The organism is Paraburkholderia sp. IW21 (genome assembly GCF_041321145.1).
GTDB lineage: Bacteria > Pseudomonadota > Gammaproteobacteria > Burkholderiales > Burkholderiaceae > Paraburkholderia.
The window spans coordinates 339807-358523 of the sequence record NZ_JBGGWA010000001.1; the positions used below are offsets into that span (position 1 = coordinate 339807).

General features: G+C 63.3%; 15 protein-coding genes and 1 pseudogene. 12 read left to right on the top strand and 4 right to left on the bottom strand.

Features of this window, described 5'->3' with window-relative positions; translation table 11 throughout:
• The first annotated feature begins 48 nt into the window (after positions 1-48).
• The gene (locus ACAX43_RS01545) at positions 49-4932 is read left to right on the top strand and encodes a response regulator (protein WP_370707072.1); all 4884 of its coding nucleotides are present in this window, start codon (positions 49-51) and stop codon (positions 4930-4932) included.
• Positions 4933-5109: 177 nt separating this feature from the next.
• Here the strand turns inward: ACAX43_RS01545 and ACAX43_RS01550 are convergent, their stop codons facing one another.
• Positions 5110-5460 (bottom strand): DOPA 4,5-dioxygenase family protein, encoded by a 351-nt coding sequence (locus ACAX43_RS01550; RefSeq protein WP_370706658.1) that lies wholly within the window; start codon positions 5458-5460, stop codon positions 5110-5112.
• A 46-nt stretch (positions 5461-5506) separates the two neighbouring features.
• Positions 5507-5662: pseudogene (locus tag ACAX43_RS01555) on the bottom strand (GNAT family N-acetyltransferase); the annotation flags it as partial.
• A gap of 300 nt (positions 5663-5962) precedes the next feature.
• Here ACAX43_RS01555 and ACAX43_RS01560 point away from each other — a divergent pair.
• The 7 genes from ACAX43_RS01560 (at position 5963) to ACAX43_RS01590 (ending at position 14572) form a co-directional block, all read left to right on the top strand.
• Entirely contained in the window at positions 5963-6238 is a 276-nt protein-coding gene (locus tag ACAX43_RS01560; RefSeq protein ID WP_370706659.1) for a DUF1488 domain-containing protein, read from the top strand.
• Positions 6239-7097: 859 nt separating this feature from the next.
• Positions 7098-7571 (top strand): hypothetical protein, encoded by a 474-nt coding sequence (locus ACAX43_RS01565; protein WP_370706660.1) that lies wholly within the window; start codon positions 7098-7100, stop codon positions 7569-7571.
• Positions 7572-7727: 156 nt separating this feature from the next.
• Positions 7728-8090: a hypothetical protein gene (locus ACAX43_RS01570; protein WP_370706661.1), complete on the top strand. Its 363-nt coding sequence runs from the start codon at positions 7728-7730 to the stop codon at positions 8088-8090.
• Between the two features lie 92 nt (positions 8091-8182).
• On the top strand, positions 8183-9478 hold the full coding sequence (locus ACAX43_RS01575) for a TolC family protein (protein WP_370706662.1): 1296 nt from the start codon (positions 8183-8185) through the stop codon (positions 9476-9478).
• An 11-nt stretch (positions 9479-9489) separates the two neighbouring features.
• Positions 9490-11022, top strand: coding sequence for an efflux RND transporter periplasmic adaptor subunit (locus ACAX43_RS01580; RefSeq protein WP_370706663.1), 1533 nt, complete (start codon positions 9490-9492; stop codon positions 11020-11022).
• Positions 11019-14222, top strand: a complete 3204-nt coding sequence (locus ACAX43_RS01585) for an efflux RND transporter permease subunit (protein WP_370706664.1) — start codon at positions 11019-11021, stop codon at positions 14220-14222. The genes ACAX43_RS01580 and ACAX43_RS01585 overlap by 4 nt, the downstream gene beginning before the upstream one ends.
• On the top strand, positions 14222-14572 hold the full coding sequence (locus ACAX43_RS01590) for a copper-binding protein (protein ID WP_370706665.1): 351 nt from the start codon (positions 14222-14224) through the stop codon (positions 14570-14572). Before ACAX43_RS01585 ends, ACAX43_RS01590 begins: the two co-directional genes overlap by 1 nt.
• A 293-nt stretch (positions 14573-14865) precedes the next feature.
• On the opposite strand, the gene ACAX43_RS01595 is transcribed toward ACAX43_RS01590, so the two are convergent.
• Positions 14866-15054, bottom strand: coding sequence for a glycine zipper 2TM domain-containing protein (locus ACAX43_RS01595; protein ID WP_370706666.1), 189 nt, complete (start codon positions 15052-15054; stop codon positions 14866-14868).
• Between the two features lie 234 nt (positions 15055-15288).
• Here ACAX43_RS01595 and ACAX43_RS01600 point away from each other — a divergent pair, with 234 nt between their 5' ends.
• From ACAX43_RS01600 to ACAX43_RS01615, 4 genes are all read left to right on the top strand, one after another.
• Positions 15289-15642, top strand: coding sequence for a YciI family protein (locus ACAX43_RS01600; RefSeq protein ID WP_370706667.1), 354 nt, complete (start codon positions 15289-15291; stop codon positions 15640-15642).
• A 149-nt stretch (positions 15643-15791) separates the two neighbouring features.
• Complete coding sequence (locus ACAX43_RS01605) at positions 15792-16205, top strand: YciI family protein (RefSeq protein ID WP_370706668.1); 414 nt, start codon at positions 15792-15794, stop codon at positions 16203-16205.
• Between the two features lie 78 nt (positions 16206-16283).
• Positions 16284-16691, top strand: coding sequence for a VOC family protein (locus ACAX43_RS01610; RefSeq protein WP_370706669.1), 408 nt, complete (start codon positions 16284-16286; stop codon positions 16689-16691).
• A 4-nt stretch (positions 16692-16695) separates the two neighbouring features.
• A complete protein-coding gene (locus tag ACAX43_RS01615; RefSeq protein ID WP_370706670.1) occupies positions 16696-17970 on the top strand; it encodes an RNA polymerase sigma factor in 1275 nt (424 codons plus the stop codon).
• Between the two features lie 54 nt (positions 17971-18024).
• Here ACAX43_RS01615 and ACAX43_RS01620 read toward each other — a convergent pair whose 3' ends face one another.
• The gene (locus ACAX43_RS01620) at positions 18025-18714 is read right to left on the bottom strand and encodes a class I SAM-dependent methyltransferase (RefSeq protein WP_370706671.1); all 690 of its coding nucleotides are present in this window, start codon (positions 18712-18714) and stop codon (positions 18025-18027) included.
• Positions 18715-18717: the final 3 nt, after the last annotated feature.

Here is an 18717-nt window from a genome sequence, read left to right on the forward strand (position 1 = left end):
TGACACAGCAGCGTCGAGGAGACCGCGTTGAAAAAGCCGGACAGCTTCATGTCGGAGGGTTCGCCCGCCAGCTTCACCATGCCGTCGTTTCTGGCCGGCGGAGGCGAGCTCGGTGCGCTGATCCGCGCCTATGACTGGACGCAAACGGCGCTCGGGGCGCCCGACACCTGGCCGCAAGGACTCAAGATCGCGATTCGCATCATGCTGACTTCGCGTCAGCCAATCTGGATCGGCTGGGGCGACGAGCTTCTCTATTTTTACAACGACCCGTACAAATCGATCATCGGCGGCAAGCACCCGGTCGCGCTGGGTCAGCCTACCCATGTGGTTTGGCGCGAACTCTGGACCGATATCGAGCCGCTCCTGAATACTGCCCGCAAGGGTGCGGAGGGCACCTTCGTCGAACAGCAGTTGCTCATCATGGAGCGCAACGGCTTCCCCGAGGAGACGTATTACACCTTCTCGTACAGCCCGATTCCCGGCGACGACGGCGAGCCTGGCGGCATCATCTGCGCCAATAGCGACGACACCGTAAGAGTGGTCGGCGAACGGCAACTGGCGCTGTTGAAGGAACTGGCGGCAGCCAGTCCGGACGGCCGCGACTGGCGTGAGGCGTGCGAACTGAGCGCGCGCGCGTTGCAGTCGAATCCGCGCGATCTTCCATTCGCGCTGCTGTATGCGGGCGAACCCGGCAGCGGTAAGGTCACGCTCGTCGGCGCGTGCGGCATCGAGCCGGGTCATCCAGCCGCGCCCGAATCCATGAGTCTGGACAGCGAGCCGGCATGGCCGTTCGCGGACGTGCTGGAGGCCCAGCTTCCGCACATGGTGGGCGGCTTGACGCAGCGTTTCAGCACAGCTTTGCCGAGCGGCCCCTGGCATCTCACGCCCGAGCAGGCGGTTATTCTGCCGGTGTCGCCCGGCAGTGATTCGGCGCCTGCGGTGCTGCTGATCGTCGGCCTGAATCCTTGCCGTCTGTTCGACGACGCTTATCGCGGTTTCCTGAATCTGACCGCCGGCCAGATCGGCGCGGCGATCGGCTACGCGCAGGCTTACGAGGAAGAGCGGCGGCGCGCGGAGGCGCTCGCTGAAATCGATCGCGCGAAAACCACGTTTTTCTCGAACATCAGTCACGAATTCCGCACGCCGCTGACGCTGATGCTCGGCCCGCTCGAAGAACTGCTCGCCAGGCCGCGACTTGACGCCAGCGCTGAAATCGCCGGTCCGGGCAGAGAAACCGACGACCGTTCGCTGATCGAGATCACGCATCGCAACGGCTTGCGTCTCCTGAAACTCGTCAACGCATTGCTCGATTTTTCGCGAATCGAGGCGGGACGTCTTCAGATTCACTCCCAGCCTACCGACATCGCCGCGTTCACTGCCGAACTCGCGTCGCTATTCGAGTCCGCTATCGAGGCGGCCGGCTTACAGCTCACGGTGGAGATTCCGTCCGCGCCGGTCGTCGTGCAGGTCGACCGCGATCTGTGGGAAAAGGTCGTGATGAATTTGCTGTCGAACGCCTACAAGTTCACGTTCTTCGGCAGGATCCGGGTCGCGGTCCGCGCGATCGACGGCGGTGGCGCCGAGGTCAGCGTGACCGACTCCGGTATCGGCATCGCGGAAGATGAAGTACCGCTCCTCTTCGAGCGATTTCATCGTGTGGTGGGCGCGCCGGGTCGTTCGGTCGAAGGCAGCGGCATCGGCCTCGCGATGGTGCAGGAGCTCGTGAAGTTGCACGGCGGCACAGTGCAGGTCGACAGTACCTTGGGCGAGGGCGCGTGCTTTACCGTCACGTTGCCGAGCGGCGACGCGCTGCCTCAGGCCGTGGATGGCGCCGTGCACGCCGCGATGAGCAAGCACGCGCGAAGCTATGTCGATGCCGCGTTGCGCTGGAGTCCGGAGAACGAAATCGTGGCCGATGCGCCGGCCGGCGAGACGGCGTCCGACGTTGCGCCGGCGGGTGTCGCGCGGCTGCTGGTGGTCGACGACAACGCAGACCTGCGCGAGTACATGGGCCGTATCCTGCGTGCGGCGGGCCATACGGTACAGCTGGCCGCCGACGGCCAGGCGGCGCTCGAAGCGGCACGCGCCGCGCCGCCCGACATGGTGCTGTCCGATGTGATGATGCCGCGCCTCGACGGTTTCGGCCTGCTGCGCGAACTGCGCGCCGATCCGGACTTGCGCGACACTCCGGTGCTAATGCTGTCCGCCCGCGCGGGCGAGGAAGCTCGCGTCGACGGCATCGAACACGGCGCCGACGATTATCTGACCAAGCCGTTCTCCGCCCGGGAACTGCTCGCGCGGGTGGCGGGCAATTTGCAACTCGCCCGTCTGCGTCGCGAGACCGAGATGAAGCTGCGCGAGGACTCGCGCACGCTCGAAATTCTCAATCGCGTCGGTTCGACGGTGGCGGCCGAACTCGATCTGAAGCGCGCGGTGCAGATCGTGACCGACGCCGCAACCGAACTGACCGGCGCCGCGTTCGGCTCGTTCTTCTACAACGTGCTGGACGACAAGGGCGGCAGCTACAAGCTGTACACGCTTTCCGGCGTGCCGAAAGAGGCGTTCGAGAAGTTTCCGATGCCGCGCAACACAGCGGTATTCGGGCCGACGTTCAATGGCGAGGGCATCGTCCGCGTCGACGACATTACTCAAGATTCGCGCTACGGCCATAACGCGCCGCATCGCGGCATGCCGGCCGGCCATATGAAGGTGCGCAGCTATCTGGCCGCGCCGGTCCAGTCGCGCAATGGCGAAGTGGTCGGCGGCCTGTTTTTCGGCCATCCGGAAGCGGGCGTGTTTACCGAGCGTGCCGAACGGATCCTGGCCGGCATCGCGGCGCAGGCGGCGATTGCGATCGACAATGCACGGCTCTATCAGGCGGCGCAAAGCGAAATTGCCGAGCGCGCCAAAGCGCAAAACGCGTTGCGCGATCTGAACGAGACGCTGGAGCGCCGCGTGGTCGAGACGGTGGCGGATCGCGATCGTCTCTGGGAGCTGAGCGAGGACCTCCTGATCGTGGCTGACGTGGAAGGCCGCCTGCAGCGCGTGAGCCCGTCGTGGAGCAGCGCCCTCGGCCATAACGCGCCATGGCTGATGTCGCATACGTACTTCGACCTGGTCCACCCGGACGACATCGAAACCGTGCGCGCTCGTCTGGCCGAACTGCGCCGCACGGGTGTGCCGGTGCGTTACGAAAACCGCTTCAAGCGGATCGACGGCAGCTGGCGCTGGGTCGCGTGGACGCTCGCGCTCGATCCTGACACCGCGCGGATTCATGGCGTGGGCCGTGACGTCACCGCCGACAAGGAAACCACCGAGGCGCTGCGGCATGCCGAAGAAGCACTGCGCATGTCGCAGAAGATGGAGGCGATCGGCAAGCTGACGGGCGGCGTCGCGCACGATTTTAACAACCTGCTGCAAGTGATCGGCGGCAATCTGCAATTGCTCGCGAAAGACGTTGCCGGTTCCGAGAAGCCCGAGCAACGCGTGCGCAATGCGCTGGCGGGCGTGGCGCGCGGCGCCAATCTCGCGTCGCAATTGCTGGCTTTCGGCCGGCGGCAGCCGCTCGCGCCGAAGGTCGTCAACCTTGGCCGCTTCGTGCGCGGACTCGACGACATGCTGCGGCGCGCGCTCGGCGACGGCGTCGAAATCGAAACCATCGTGTCGGGCGGCTTGTGGAATACGCTGGTCGATCCTTTCCAGGTCGAGAACGCGCTGCTCAATCTGGCGATCAACGCGCGCGACGCCATGAGCGGCCACGGCAGGCTCACCATCGAAGCCGGCAACGCCGCGCTCGACGACGCTTACGCCAAGCGCAATGCAGAGGTCACGCCGGGCCAATATGTGATGCTCGCGGTCACGGATACCGGTGCGGGGATGTCGCCGGAAGTGCGCGAGCGCGTGTTCGAACCGTTCTTCACGACCAAACCCGAAGGTCAGGGCACGGGTCTTGGATTAAGCATGGTGTATGGCTTCGTCAAGCAGTCCGGCGGCCACGTGAAGATCTACAGCGAGGAAGGCCACGGCACGACGATTCGCATCTATCTGCCGCGCGTGCGCCAGGAAGAAGATCTCGAAACCAATGTCGACGCCGGCCCCGCGAAGGGCGGCACGGAAACGATTCTGATCGTCGAGGATGATGAGGACGTGCGCGCCACGGTGGTCGAAATGCTGTCTGATCTCGGTTACCGCGTGCTGAAAGCGAAAGACGCGCAAAGCGCGCTGGCGATCGTCGAAAGTGGCGTGCCGATCGATATGTTGTTTACCGACGTGGTGATGCCCGGTCCGCTGCGCAGCACCGAACTCGCCCGCAAGGCGCGCGAGCGGTTGCCGGCGATCGCGGTGCTGTTTACGTCGGGTTATACGGATAACGCGATCGTGCACTCCGGGCGGCTCGACGCGGGTATCGAGTTGCTCAGCAAGCCGTACACGCACGAAGCGTTGGCGCGCAAAGTCCGCTATGTGCTGCAAACCCAGAATCCGCATGCGGCGGAACTCGGCATGCTCGATCCGCAAGATCTGCAGATCGACGCGCCAGTCGCGCTGGAGCGCGGCGACAGCGTCGCCGGGGATGCTCGGCTGCGGATTCTGCTGGTGGAGGACGACGAGCTGATTCGCGTGGGAACGGCGGAGCTGCTGCGTACTTTCGACTTCGACGTTCTGGAAGCCGAAGGTGAGCCTGACGCCAGGCAGATTCTCAGCGAACATGCGATCAATGTAATGTTGACCGACGTGGGGCTTGCGGGGATGTCAGGTGTCGATCTGGCGCTGGACGTGTGCCGCGACCGGCCCGATCTGCGCGTGATTTTTCTGACCGGCTATGATCTCGTGCTGACGCCGGAACAGCGCACGGTATTGCCGCACGCGATCTCGTTACGCAAGCCTTACGATCTGGTCGATTTGATCGATGCCCTGCAAACGCCGCCGCGATAATGACTTGCACGCCCGGAGCCCGGCAAGCCTGCAAACGGAAAACCGGGCGCTCGCGCTAGAATCTTCGCAGACCGCCAAAACCGTTGGCGCTGCCCGAATTCTGCCGATGAACACACCTGTCAACCCCAGTCGACGCCGCGCTGATGTCGCGGCGGTCGCGTCACGGCTCACTCTGAGCTAGTTCAACGCGCTCAGCACCAGCTCGTGCGAGTGGCCGATCCACACTGCCGCGTCGCGGTGGTCGCGCAAGGCGTCGCCGGTATTCGGGTGCAGAAAAATATCGAGTGCGCCGTGATTCAGCGTGAGCCAGCCGACGAGTTCGGCGAACCGCTCTTGTGCGAATGCGAGCTGATACGACCACATCGGATGCGGCCCCACCGGACGTTCGTGAAAGCGGCCCAGCTGCAGCTTGCCGTTCCAGTGCGCTTCGATCTGCTCGCGAAAGGCCCACGCGGCGTCGCGGCTGCTCGAATCGAAATAAACGTGAGCGTGCCAGTTGCCGATGGCTGAGGTGTCGCGAAAGGTCATAACAGGGTCCATTGCGTGTCGGTTCGCATCAGTCTTTACCAGACATTCATTCTGCTTGAGTTTCCGCCGACGCGCGCGGCGCGCCTCTCATGTGAAACTGTCTTTCATCTTCGCCGACGGTTTCGAAGCCGAGTCGTTCGCATAGGCGCTTCGCGGGCGTGCCCTTGAGCACCTTGAGCGTGACCGGCAACGCGTCGGCCTGGTAAGAATTGTCGCGCCGGCAGCGCTTTTTACTACGCGCGTATGTTTCGAACCTCTCGACTTCATTGTTCGACGAACGCGGGGTGCCGTTTGCCGACGTTTAGTGCCTATGTGGATAAGCGCACTGTCACGCTGGCCATCTCAAGCGCACGCTACGTTTGCAGCTCGCCAGCCGCGGCGCGCATCTCGTTTGCGCCGCTGTCATGACGACCGGCGGTGCACGTTATATGTTCATTGGCATGCGGTTTGCTTTTGCCTCATTCGCTGATCGAGCGGCGCAACGAACTTTGCGAGGTGGGCCATGGAGATTATTGAGCTTGAACAACCTAGCGTCTCGGCAGACGGACGCGCGGTGATTTTCCAGCTTTCCGCGCGAGGACGGGACCTTGAGTGCGCCGTCACGCGTGAGGCGTTGGAACAGCACTTCTGGTTGCAGCGCGGCGCCGGCGAGGCGCGCGTATTGAAGACGTTCGCGGATGGGCGCAAGCGCATCACCGCGGTGGCCGAAAGAAAAATGCTGGCGCGGCCGGGCGAAAAGGTGCTGCTGACGATCACCGATTTTGTCGCGCGGGGCTGAGGACTGACGCGATTCAGCAGACTGGGCGCACGATTGAAGCCGCCCGCGACAAGTTGGCTGGCGGGGAATAGCCGCGACCGCCCTCGTGCGGCCGCGCGGCGGCGCGCGCCGCTTATTTCCGCCCCAAATCTGAACAAATCGCCCCGCTACGTCGATTCGCCAAACTGACCTGCCAATTCCCCTCGCTTCGCGCAATTGCCTGCGGCCGCGCTCACATAAACTGTTTTCCATGGAGCGACAAGTCACCGAGCCCATCGACGCGGACTTCCCCCGCGTTGTTTTGAACCGTACCGTTGATGGCAGTTGCCGCGGTTGTAGTACGCGGCAGGGCAGTAAAGCAGTAGGAAGTCGAAGCAATGCAAACAGCGCGCAATCTAAGCACCCAGCGCGCGAATCAGCAGGGGGTTGCAGCCAGGTGTTGTCGAAGGCGAAGGACCCGGCTGTGATGCAGCGGCAGTTCAAGTAGCAACAGCTTTGTTTTGTTTGCGGTGGTTATAGGTCGGCAAGCATCCACGCGCCTGTACGACTCTTCCATCCTGTCCGGCCCTGTTCCCCCACGGGAACAGGGCTTTTTTTCGTCAGTGCGGCAATGCGACTTGTATTCGGCCGTTTCGAACCGATAGGGCAGCGTTGCATTTTCGCGGGCGGCTTCGGCGGGAAATCCGCTTGCGCGCGGCGAGATGTCACCCCTAAACGAGACTTTTAGTCGTTTAAGTCTGTCTTAATAGTTGCTTGCCATGATGGCTTCACAGACTCACATTAAGGGCCTGTCAAGCCGCCGGGGTATCGGCGGCGTTTGCCACCGTAGAGCACAGAATTCGATGGCGAAGCCGAGCGTTAGCGAAGGAGATTAATCGATATGTCCAGTAAATCGCGAGTCCGCAAGTCCACCCAGCCGGCCATGTCTCCACTGTTGCGCGCGCTGACCTATAGCCGCACCGCTCACAAACCAGTCACCGCGGCCATGCTTCTGCAGTGCTACACCGCCCTCGATGCATTTCGGCGCGGGCATGGCACGCGGGAAATGTACGTGACTTTGAGCCGGCATTTGCTGGTGGCGCAAGAGTTGGCGCGTCTTGGTCTTGGAGAGGATCTGCTTGCCGATATCGAAGGCGCGCATGCGGCGATGGTTCAGCTCGACGTGCGTGAGCGTCGCAACGGCGCATGGATTCTCGAGGACCACGAATACCCCCGTCTTTGCACGGCGCTGACGATTCTGGACGGGCAACTGTCCGTCGCATCGTTGAGCGAGATCGCGAACGCGGAAGCCAAGATGATCGAGGGGTTGATGAGATCGGCCCGCGCGCAGGCCGTTGTCGAAGCGACGGTCTAGGCGAGGTCGCGTTCTGCGGCGACTAACGCACGACCAACGCACGACCAACGCAAAAGCGAGAAACGCCCCACATGGGGCGTTTTTTACATCTGCGCAAATCCTGCGGTTAGCAAATCAGACGCACCCGGTCAAAACACCGCGGCTATAATCTCCCTCATGAAATTTCTGCGGACTGTGATCCTCCTGTTGCTGTGCGCTGCGCTGCCCATTAGTGGGCTGGCGGCCAGCGGCTTGACGGGAGAATGTCCCATGCAGATGAGCATGAGCGCCGACGAAGGCGATTCGGTGTCGGCCGAAATGCCCGGCTGCGAGTCGATGCATTCATCGCAGACCGAAAAGGCCAAGCGCTTTTTCTGCAAGGTAGCAGCTCAATGCCAGCTCGGCAGTCTGTATCACCCGGTCTCTCCGACCGGCATAACCCGGCCTGCCGGGTTATCGAGCACCGTTGTCTTCCACTATGCCCAGTCGCTGCCGGTCCGTGAGCCGACCGGGCCGTGGCGACCTCCTCGCGCCATCTAATCCCTTGCTGACAGGGTCACCGCATTTGCGGTGAGGTCGTCCTGCGTCCAGGACGTGGACTCCCTTTGGGAGTTCGCCGTTGGGGTTAGAACATGCCATTCATTCTTCGCACGCCGTCAACCCGGCGTGCACCACTGCGCGCGCGTTCGCTGTTCGCCGCGCTGATTATTGCGAGCGGCGCGGCACACGCTCAGGAAGCAAGCTATACGCTCGATGCAGCGCTGCAGGCCGCGACCGACCGCTCTTCCGCCATGGGTGCGGCACAGGCATCCGTGCGCGCCAGTTCCGATGCCGCGGCCCGTGCCGGGCAGTTGCCTGACCCGATGCTCAAAGCAGGTATCGACAACCTGCCGGTAAACGGGGCGCAACGGTTCACCATCGGTCAGGACTTCATGACCATGCGCCGTATTGGCGTCGAGCAGGAATGGGTATCGGGTGACAAGCGACGCCTGCGCTCCGCGCGGGCTGACGACGTGGTGGACCGCGAGCGAGCCGGATATCTGCTGCAGCTCGTGAATACACGGCAGCAAACGGCTGCTGCGTGGCTGAACGCCGTCTATGCAAAGCAGGCGCTCGCCTTGCAGCAGGAACTGGTGCGTCATATGGACCACGAACTGGACGCAACGAAAGCGTCTTACCGTGGAGCGAAGGCGACGGCAGCCGACGTCGTACAAGCCCAGGCGATGCTCGCGCAAACGCAGGATCAGTTGCTCAAAGCACAACAGACATTTCAAACCGCACTGATCAGTCTGGCCCGCTGGACGGCTACGCCTGTTCTCGATGTAAGCGGCGATCCGCCCGCGCCGCAATCGTATGTGGCGTCCCTGCCGCCCGATGAGCTTCGTGACGTTCAGCCATTGCTCATTGCAGCTTCGCGGGACATCGCAGTCGCCGACGCCGATACGGCCGTCGCCAACAGCGACCGCAGTCCCAACTGGACGTGGGAAGTCTCTTATCAGCAGCGTGGCGGGCAGTACTCGAACATGGTTTCGGTCGGCGTCAGCATCCCGCTGCCGATCAATCGCAAGAATCGCCAGGACCGCGACGCCGCCGAAAAGGCGGAGCTGGGCACCAAGGCACGGCTGATGTACGAAGACGCACAGCGGCAAGTCGAAGCGGATATCCGTACGCAGTCGGCAACGCTCGCCAGCGGCCGCGAGCGCATTACCCATCTCACCGACTTTCTGCTGCCTGCTGCGGACCGGCGCGTCCAGCTTGCTGCCGCAGCCTATAAGACGGGTAGCGGGTCGCTCGCGGACGCGTTTGCTGCGAGGCGTGCGTTGCTCGACGCCCAGTTACAGGTGCTCGACCTTCGGCGCGAGGTGTCCCAGACCTGGGCCCAGCTCGAATATCAGGTGGTGCCCGCGTCGATGTCCATCAGCCAGTGAAGGAGAACACCATGCAAAAGAAACAACTGGCGCGTGCGGCCCTCGTTGCATTCGCCGCCGCCGCTTTGTCAGGCGCAGGCTACCTGGCGGGCGCGCGTCATGCCGTGCAGGCCGGTTCGGCTTCAGCCGCGACGACGTCCGCTGCGGGCGACAAGACCGATCCGAAGACGGGGCGCAAGGTGCTGTACTGGCACGACCCGATGGTTCCGAAGCAGCATTTCGACAAACCCGGCAAGTCGCCTTTCATGGACATGCAACTCGAACCGGTTTTCGCCGATGACGCAGGCACGAGCGGCATTAGAATCGACCCGGGCTTGCAGCAGAACCTCGGCATTCGCTACGCAACGGCACGGCGGCAGAGCATCGCCGAAGGATTCGATGCCGTTGGAACCACGCAATTCGACGAATCGCGTTCAGACGTCGTGCAGTCACGCGTCACGGGTTACATAGACCACCTGTACGCGGGCGCCCCAATGCAGCGGATAGCGAAAGGCGCGCCGATTGCGTCGCTCTTCGTGCCGGACTGGCTGGCGCCGCAGGAAGAGTACCTCGCTCTCAAACGCAGCGGTATGGACAGCAGCATGCTCGAAGCCGCTCGCGCGCGCATGCGGGCGATGTCGATACCTGACGGTGTCGTCGCGAACCTCGACCGGACTGGAAAGGCGCAGACGCATATCGTGTTGACGTCCCCGGAAACGGGCGTTGTTAGCGAGCTGAACGTCCGCGACGGCGCCATGGTGACGCCCGGCCAGACGCTCGCCAAGGTCGCCGGCCTCTCGAAGCTGTGGCTCATCGTCGAAATACCGGAATCCCTGGCACTGACGGTGCAGCCCGGCATGACGGTGGACGCGGCATTCGCGGGCGATCCCACCCAGCGTTTCAAAGGGCAGATTCGCGAAATTCTGCCGGGCATCAGTACCGGCAGCCGCACGCTGCAGGCTCGTCTCGAGATCGACAACGCCGCGTTCAAGCTGACGCCCGGCATGCTGATGCGCGTGCGGGTCGGCGGGCAGAAACCGGCCTCGCGTCTGCTCGTTCCGTCCGAGGCGGTCATCACGACCGGCAAACGCACCATGGTTATCGTCAGGAACGGAGACGGCCGTTTGCAGCCGGTGAATGTCACCATCGGCAAAGATGCAGGCGACGAAACCGAAGTGTTGAGCGGCTTGGCCGATGGCGATCAGGTCGTGGCGTCAGGCCAGTTTCTGATCGACTCGGAAGCCAGCTTGAAGTCGGTTCTTCCTCGCCTGGAGAGCAGCGCAAACGCAGGCCCGAACGCGCCCGCGTCCGCGCCCGCCGCAGCCGGCGCGTCGCCCACGTACGAGACCACCGGCAGGGTCGAAAAGGTGACCGCCGAAGACATCACGTTCTCCCACCAGCCGGTCCCTGCCCTGGGCTGGGGCAAGATGACGATGGCATTCGGCAAACCATCGCCGACGGCCTTTCCGGACGCAAAGCCCGGTGACGTGGTGCACTTCGGATTCCGGCAGACGGACAGCGGCTACCAGTTGACGACAGTCGAACCGGCAGGAGGCGTCAAATGATCGCGCGTCTTATCAGGTGGTCTATCCACAACCGTTTTCTGGTGCTGCTTGCCACCGTGCTCGTTACCGCGTGGGGCGTCTACTCGGTGACTCAAACGCCGCTCGATGCGCTGCCTGACCTATCCGACACGCAGGTCATCATCAAGGCTTCGTACCCGGGCAAAGCGCCGCAGGTCGTCGAGGACCAGGTGACGTATCCCCTCACCACGACGCTGCTGGGTGTACCGGGGGCGAAAACCATTCGCGCCTATTCGTCGTTCGGCGATGCGTTCGTCTATGTCCTCTTCGACGACAAAACCGACCAGTATTGGGCGCGTTCCCGCGTGCTCGAGTATCTGAATCAGGTGCAGGGCAGGCTGCCGCAGGGCGCGACGGTATCGCTCGGGCCCGATGCAACCGGGGTCGGCTGGGTCTACGAATATGCACTCGTCGACAGGAGCGGACAGCACGACCTGGGACAGCTTCGCGCCCTGAACGACTGGTTCCTGAAGTTCGAGCTGAAGTCAGTACCGGATGTGTCCGAGGTGGCGAGCATCGGCGGCATGGTGCGTCAGTACCAGGTTGTTCTCGACCCGGACAAGCTGCGCGCGTACGGCATCACGCAGGCGATGGTCGCCGACGCATTAGGCAAGGCGAATCAGGAGTCGGGCGGGTCCGTCGTCGAGATGGCGGAGTCCGAATACATGGTGCGCTCGTCCGGCTATCTGCGCACCCTCGATGACTTCCGCCATGTCGTACTGCGTACGAACGAAGCAGGGACGCCCGTGCTCCTTGGCGACGTCGCGCGCATTCAGATCGGACCCGAGATGCGGCGTGGCATCGCAGAGCTGAACGGTCAGGGCGAAGTGGCGGGCGGTGTCATCGTGATGCGCTCCGGCAAGAACGCGCTCACGACCATCGACGCGGTGAAGGCCAGGCTCGTCGACCTGAAACGTTCGCTGCCCGCGGGCGTCGAAGTCGTGACGACGTACGACCGCTCACAGCTGATCGAACGCGCGGTGGACAACCTGAAGGATAAGCTCGTCGAGGAATTCATCATTGTCGGGCTCGTCTGCGCGGTCTTTCTATTCCATCTGCGCAGTGCGTTCGTCGCCATCCTGTCGCTGCCATTGGGCGTGCTGGCCGCCTTCATCGTGATGCGGTATCAAGGCGTGAACGCGAATCTGATGTCGCTGGGCGGCATTGCGATTGCCATCGGCGCGATGATCGACGCGGCCATCGTGATGATCGAGAACGCGCACAAGCATCTCGAAACGTTCGAGCACGAGCATCCCGGCAGGGCGATCACGTCGGTTGAACGCTGGGAACTCATCGCCACGTCGGCGGCCGAGGTCGGACCGGCGCTGTTCTTCTCGTTGCTCGTCATCACGCTGTCGTTTATCCCGGTCTTCTCGCTCGAAGGCCAGGAAGGCAAGCTGTTTTCCCCGCTGGCGTTCACGAAGACCTACACGATCGCGGCGGCGGCGGGGCTCTCGGTGACGTTGGTGCCGGTGTTGATGGGTTTGCTGATCCGCGGGCGCATTCCGCACGAGAACGCAAACCCCATCAATCGCGTGCTGATCCGGCTATACCGGCCGTTGCTGGAGGCGACGTTGCGCCGTCCATGGTTCGCGATCGGGCTGGCGGTGGTTGCGCTCGCCGCTTCGGTGATTCCGCTTTCGCAGCTCGGCGGCGAATTCATGCCGCCGCTCGACGAAGGCGATCTGCTGTACATGCCGACGGCGCTGCCAGGCATCTCGGCTGCGAAAGCGAGTGAACTGCTGCAGCAGACTGACCGGCTCATCAAGACCGTCCCCGAGGTGCAGACCGTGTTCGGCAAGTCCGGCCGCGCCGACACGGCGACCGACCCCGCGCCGCTCGAGATGTTCGAGACCACGATTCAGTTCAAGCCGCGCAGCGAGTGGCGGCCCGGCATGACGCCGGAGAAGCTGGTCGACGAACTGGACCGCACCGTCAAAGTGCCGGGGCTCTCGAACGTGTGGGTTCCGCCTATCCGCAATCGGTTGGACATGCTGTCGACGGGTATCAAGACGCCGGTCGGCGTCAAGATTTCGGGCCCCGATCTTGGGCAAATCGACAAGGTCGCAACGCAGGTCGAAGCGGCGGTCAAGACCGTGCCCGGTGTGACGTCGGCGTTGGCCGAGCGGTTGAACGGCGGCAGATACGTCGACGTCGATATCGACCGGCTGGCAGCGGCACGTTACGGCCTCGCGGTTGCGGACATCCAGTCGATCGTGTCCACGGCGGTGGGTGGCGAAAACGTCGGCGAAGTGATTGCAGGCCGGGAGCGCTTTCCGATCAACATCCGCTATCCGCGCGAGATTCGCGATTCGCTCGAGAAGCTGCGCGATCTGCCGGTCGTGACAGACCGTGGCGCGCAAATCCGACTAGCTGACGTGGCGCACATCACGATTGCCGACGGCCCGCCGATGATTCGCAGTGAGAACGCACGGCTCGCCGGTTACGTCTACGTCGATATCCGCGACACGGACCTGCATTCGGCCGTGCAGGCCATGCAGCGCGCGGTCGCCGAGAAGGTGACGCTTCCCGCGGGGTATTCGATAGCGTGGTCCGGTCAGTTCGAATATCTGGAGCGAGCGGCGGCGAAGTTGCGCACTGTGATTCCCGTGACGCTGGTTGTCATTTTCGTGCTGCTGTTCCTGACGTTCAACTCCGTTGCTGACGCGCTGCTGCTGATGTCGACGGTGCCGTTCGCACTGGTCGGCGGCTTCTGGTTCATCTGGATGCTGGGGCATGCGGTGTCGGTCGCGACGGCCGTGGGATTCATTGCGCTCGCGGGCGTGGCCGCGGAGTTCGGTGTCGTCATGCTGCTTTATCTGAAGGGCGCATTGAATCGCAGGCTCGATGCAGGCGAGCCGCTGACCGAGGCGGTGCTTCTCGATGCGATTCGCGAGGGGGCCGTGCAGCGTGTGCGTCCCAAGGCGATGACGGTCGCCGTCGTGCTTGCCGGTCTCATCCCCATCATGGTCGGACACGGCGCCGGCTCGGAAGTCATGCAGCGCATCGCTGCACCGATGGTCGGCGGGATGATCACGGCCCCCATCCTTTCGATGCTGGTGATTCCCGCAGCGTGGTTCCTGCTGCAACGCCGCCGCGCGAAGCGTCTGTCCGACGCGCGGCCTTCTCATGCAGTACCTTCCGGCACAACCGTGCCAACAACTCAAACTGGAGAGATTTGATGAAGACATTGATTGTTGCGTTGGCTGCTCTCGGCGCCATTGCCGCGGCACCTGCGTTTGCGGGCGACGATATGGCGGGGATGAACATGTCCGCGAAACCGGCGGCTTCAATGGAGTCGTCGAATGCGGCGCTCACTGATGCGGAGGTGAGAAAGGTCGACCCGGCCTCTGGCATGATCACGCTGAAACACGGCGCGCTGCGGAACGTTGGGATGCCGGCAATGACCATGGCCTTCAAGGCGAAGGATGCTTCGATGGTCAAGCGGATTCACGAAGGCGACAAGGTCAAGGTCCGTATTGAAGACGTCGACGGCACGATGACGATCGTGAAACTGGAAAAAGCGTCTTGATGCGTCGTTGATGCAAACTCGCGGGTTTGATACTTTGGCCTGCGAGTTTGCGGGGCGACGGTTGAGTCAATCACAAGTCAAGACGCAACCGTGGTCCACCCTCGTCAAACCTCGCGGATGGGTAGAACGCAAGCGCTCGAGCCCAACGGGTTGGTCAGGAGCCCAACGTCGCGTCGTTTCCATCCTTGGTCCTTACCGAACTTCGCGGCTTCGCGGACCAGCGCTGCGGCCACCCCATCACGCGCTGGAGGACGCCCGCCATGTTCTGCGAACGAATCGGTTCAGCCTTTCAATTATTTGCCCAACTCGTATCCAATCACCCCGCCCACCACTGCGCCGCCGACCGTGCCGACTGTGCTGTGATGGGTCGCCTCGTTGCCGATAACGCCGCCCGCCGCCGCGCCGCCAAGCGTGCAGCCTGTCGTGAATGCCAGCAGCGCCAATGCGATCGCACTGACGCCCAGACCAGATCGATTCCGCATGGTGTCACCTCGGATGTTTGTCGATACCACCGTTTCAGCAAACCCCATGCCGCGTCCGTATTACGAGTGTCCGTAGGGCGTGCGATCCGCCGCCGCGCGGGCGCTGAAACGGGTTTGCTCGAGTTATCCGTGCTTGTTAGACTGGCTCTCGCAAACTAAACGCAAGCGCGCTTTTGCCGTCGTATGCCTGCCTGCCGGGCGCCGACGTCCGCGGCGCGATCAATCGGAGACGCTATGTCCTACATGCTGCTTATCGTCGAACCCCCGCATCAACGCATCGAACGCGGCGAGCACGCGGGGCGCGAGGTCTACGATCAGATGGTACGTTTTGCCGCCGACCTCAAGGAGCGCGGCAAACTGCTCGCCGCCGAATCGCTGACCTCGTCCAGTGACGCTGTGCGCGTGCAGGTGCGCGACGGTCAGCCGAAGCTGCTCGACGGCCCCTTCGCCGAAGCCAAGGAAATGATCGGTGGCTTTTTCCTGCTCAATTGTGAAACCCGTGAAGAAGCGGTGGCGATTGCGCAAGCCTGCCCGGCGGCGTCGTGGTGCACCGTTGAAGTCCGCAAACTCGGGCCGTGTTTCGAGTAAGCGGGTTCGTACATTTTCTGCTGTTCATATGGGGTTTTCCCTGGCATAGCGACAGATGTGTCGATCCGGCCGCGCATCGCTCGTCGTGTGAGTAAGGGGCCAGCAAACAGGCGACGGCTTTCGAACTCACAACCCAAGGAGCAATTGCGATGCGGTTCATGATCATAGTGAAGGCGACAGCCGTCAGCGAAGCCGGCGGGATGCCGGACGAATCCCTGATGGCCGCCATGGGCACGTATCACGAGGAACTGGCCAAGGCCGGCGTGCTGCTCGACGCAACGGGCTTGCAACCGAGCTCGAAAGGCTGGCGCGTCCGCTACAGCGGCGGCAAGCGCACGGTAATCGACGGTCCGTTCGCGGAAACCAAGGAACTGATTGCCGGTTACACGCTGATCCAGGTCCGCTCTCGCGAAGAAGCGATGGAGTGGGCGCGGCGCTTTCCCGCACCGTTCGGCGAACAGGCCGACGGCGAAATCGAAGTGCGGCAGTTGTTCGAACTCGAAGACTTCGAACCGGGCCCCGAAGTGGATCGCTTCCGTGAACTGAACGCGACCAAGCGTTGATCCTGACGCCGATCAGAGGGCGCCGCCGAGCGTGACGCCGCCGCCATCCGGCACACAACCCGATCAATGGATTCCATCATGCATAAGCAAATCTACGTCAATCTCGCCGTCGACAATCTCGAACGGTCGAAAGCCTTTTTCAGCGCGATCGGTTTCAGTTTCGAGCCGCAATTCACCAACGAGCAGGCCGCGTGTCTGATCCTCGGCGAGAACCTCTACGCGATGCTGCTGGTCAAGGACTTGTTCCAGTCCTTCACGCGCAAGTCGCTTTGCAATCCAAAGGAAAGCACCGAGGCGCTGTTGGGCCTGTCCTGCGAGAGCCGTGGCGAGGTGGATGCGCTGGTCGCGAAGGCGCTCGCCGCAGGCGGCGCGGCTCCGCGTGCGCCACAAGACTACGGTTTCATGTACGGGCACGGCTTCGAAGATATCGACGGGCACATCTGGGAACTGATCTACATGGACCCGAACGCCAAGGCAGCAGGCTGAGGCCGTGACGACACCGGCCACCCACCGTGCCATCGAGGCAGTCTGGCGGATCGAATCCGCCAAGGTCATCGCTCACGTCGCGCGGATCGTGCGTGACGTGGGACTCGCCGAAGAGTTGGCGCAGGACGCGCTGGTGGCGGCCCTTGAACATTGGCCCGGCGCGGGTGTGCCCGATAACCCAGGAGCATGGCTGATGGCGACCGCGAAGAACCGCGCGCTCGACCGCTTGCGCCAGGAAGCGTTGCATGCCCGCAAGCGTGAAGAGCTGGGTCATGATCTCGACGCATTGGAGGCCCACCTCGTGCCGGATTTCGTCGATGCCCTCGACGCCGCACGCGCCGACGATATCGGCGACGATCTGCTGCGGCTGGTGTTCACTGCGTGTCACCCGGTGTTGTCCACCGACGCACGCGTCGCGCTGACCCTGCGCCTGCTCGGCGGCCTCACCGCGGACGAAATCGCGCGCGCGTTTCTTGTGCCGGAACCGACCATCGCACAGCGCATCGTGCGGGCCAAGCGCACGCTGTCGGCGGCCAAGGTGCCGTTCGAGGTGCCGCAGGCGGACGCGCGTGCGCCGCGGCTCGCGTCGGTCTTGCAGGTGATCTATCTGATTTTCAACGAAGGTTATTCGGCCACGGCCGGCGACGACTGGATGCGTCCGGCGCTTTGCGAGGAGGCGCTGCGGCTTGGGCGTGTATTGAGCGGGCTCGTGCCTGGCGAGAGCGAAGTGCACGGCCTCGTCGCGTTGATGGAAATTCAGGCGTCGCGCACGCACGCGCGCACCGACGCCGATGGCAGGCCGGTGCTGCTGCTCGACCAGGACCGCAGCCGCTGGGACCCGCTCCTGATCCGCCGCGGGCTGGCCGCGCTCGGCACTTCGCACGCATTGGGTGGTGCGAGCGGCCCGTATGCGTTGCAGGCGGCGCTGGCCGCGTGCCATGCGCGCGCTCGCCGTGCCGGGGATACCGACTGGGCGCGGATTGTCGCGTTGTATGACGCGTTGGCGCAGGTAGCGCCTTCACCGGTGGTCGAGCTGAATCGAGCCGTGGCGGTCGGTATGGCGTTCGGGCCGGCCGCCGCTCTGGAAATCGTCGATGCGCTCGCGGCCGATGCAGCGCTCGCGAACTATCACTGGCTGCCGAGCGTGCGCGGCGATCTGCTGGCGAAGCTAGGGCGCATGGACGCGGCTCGCGCGGAATTCGAACGCGCCGCGGCCATGACGCGCAACGCGCGCGAGCGCGAGTTGTTGCTCGCGCGCGCGCGTGGCCTCGCGCATTGATGAATGCAGTGACCGGCGCCGCGCCGGGTGTAATCGTTAGCGTTGCGCGTCGCCTCAGGCGGCGCAGGCCAGCAGAAGATAGAACTCGCGCGGGCCGAATTCTTGTGGCGGATCGAGCAGTGGTTCGACGTAGCGCGTGATGCCGATCCGCTCGAAACCGGCCGCAATGCATGCGGCTTCCAGCGCGGCTGCATCGTCGATGGTGAAGCCGTATTTGGCGAATGCCATCTCCTTGGCTGCCTCAGGCGTGATGGCCGCGATCACCAACATGCCGCCCGCGCGCAACACGCGATGGATTTCCTTCAGACCGCCGACCAGGTCGGGCCAGAAATACGTGGTGTTGATCGCAATGGCTTTGTCGAACGAGCCTGGCGCGAACGGCAAGGACATGACGTCGGCGATTTCGAGCCATACGTGGCCATCGCGGACGAAGGACGCATTGTGGCGGCGCGCCTCGGCGATCATGGTCGGCGATATATCGATGCCGGTGAAGCGGAGTCCTGCCGCCTGATCCAGCACCGACGCGATATGGCCGCCGTTGCCCAGACCGATCTCAAGAATCCGCTCATTCGCGCGCAGGTCGAGCAGATCGAAGGATGCGTCGATAACGGCCAGATTCGAGCGTTCCAGCATGTTGCCGACTGCCACGCCGATTTCGCCAGACGGGCAGCCGAGTTGCGGAAGCATCACGCTTTCGTCGAGGTTGGCGATCAGGTCGCTTTCAGCGTTGGGGGATGCATTCACGGT

Coding starts and splice junctions, on each gene's coding strand:
- ACAX43_RS01545 (WP_370707072.1), top strand. CDS start 49: ATGTCGGAGGGTTCGCCCGCCAGCTTCACCATGCCGTCGTTTCTGGCC.
- ACAX43_RS01550 (WP_370706658.1), bottom strand. CDS start 5,460: ATGACCTTTCGCGACACCTCAGCCATCGGCAACTGGCACGCTCACGTT.
- ACAX43_RS01560 (WP_370706659.1), top strand. CDS start 5,963: ATGGAGATTATTGAGCTTGAACAACCTAGCGTCTCGGCAGACGGACGC.
- ACAX43_RS01565 (WP_370706660.1), top strand. CDS start 7,098: ATGTCCAGTAAATCGCGAGTCCGCAAGTCCACCCAGCCGGCCATGTCT.
- ACAX43_RS01570 (WP_370706661.1), top strand. CDS start 7,728: ATGAAATTTCTGCGGACTGTGATCCTCCTGTTGCTGTGCGCTGCGCTG.
- ACAX43_RS01575 (WP_370706662.1), top strand. CDS start 8,183: ATGCCATTCATTCTTCGCACGCCGTCAACCCGGCGTGCACCACTGCGC.
- ACAX43_RS01580 (WP_370706663.1), top strand. CDS start 9,490: ATGCAAAAGAAACAACTGGCGCGTGCGGCCCTCGTTGCATTCGCCGCC.
- ACAX43_RS01585 (WP_370706664.1), top strand. CDS start 11,019: ATGATCGCGCGTCTTATCAGGTGGTCTATCCACAACCGTTTTCTGGTG.
- ACAX43_RS01590 (WP_370706665.1), top strand. CDS start 14,222: ATGAAGACATTGATTGTTGCGTTGGCTGCTCTCGGCGCCATTGCCGCG.
- ACAX43_RS01595 (WP_370706666.1), bottom strand. CDS start 15,054: ATGCGGAATCGATCTGGTCTGGGCGTCAGTGCGATCGCATTGGCGCTG.
- ACAX43_RS01600 (WP_370706667.1), top strand. CDS start 15,289: ATGTCCTACATGCTGCTTATCGTCGAACCCCCGCATCAACGCATCGAA.
- ACAX43_RS01605 (WP_370706668.1), top strand. CDS start 15,792: ATGCGGTTCATGATCATAGTGAAGGCGACAGCCGTCAGCGAAGCCGGC.
- ACAX43_RS01610 (WP_370706669.1), top strand. CDS start 16,284: ATGCATAAGCAAATCTACGTCAATCTCGCCGTCGACAATCTCGAACGG.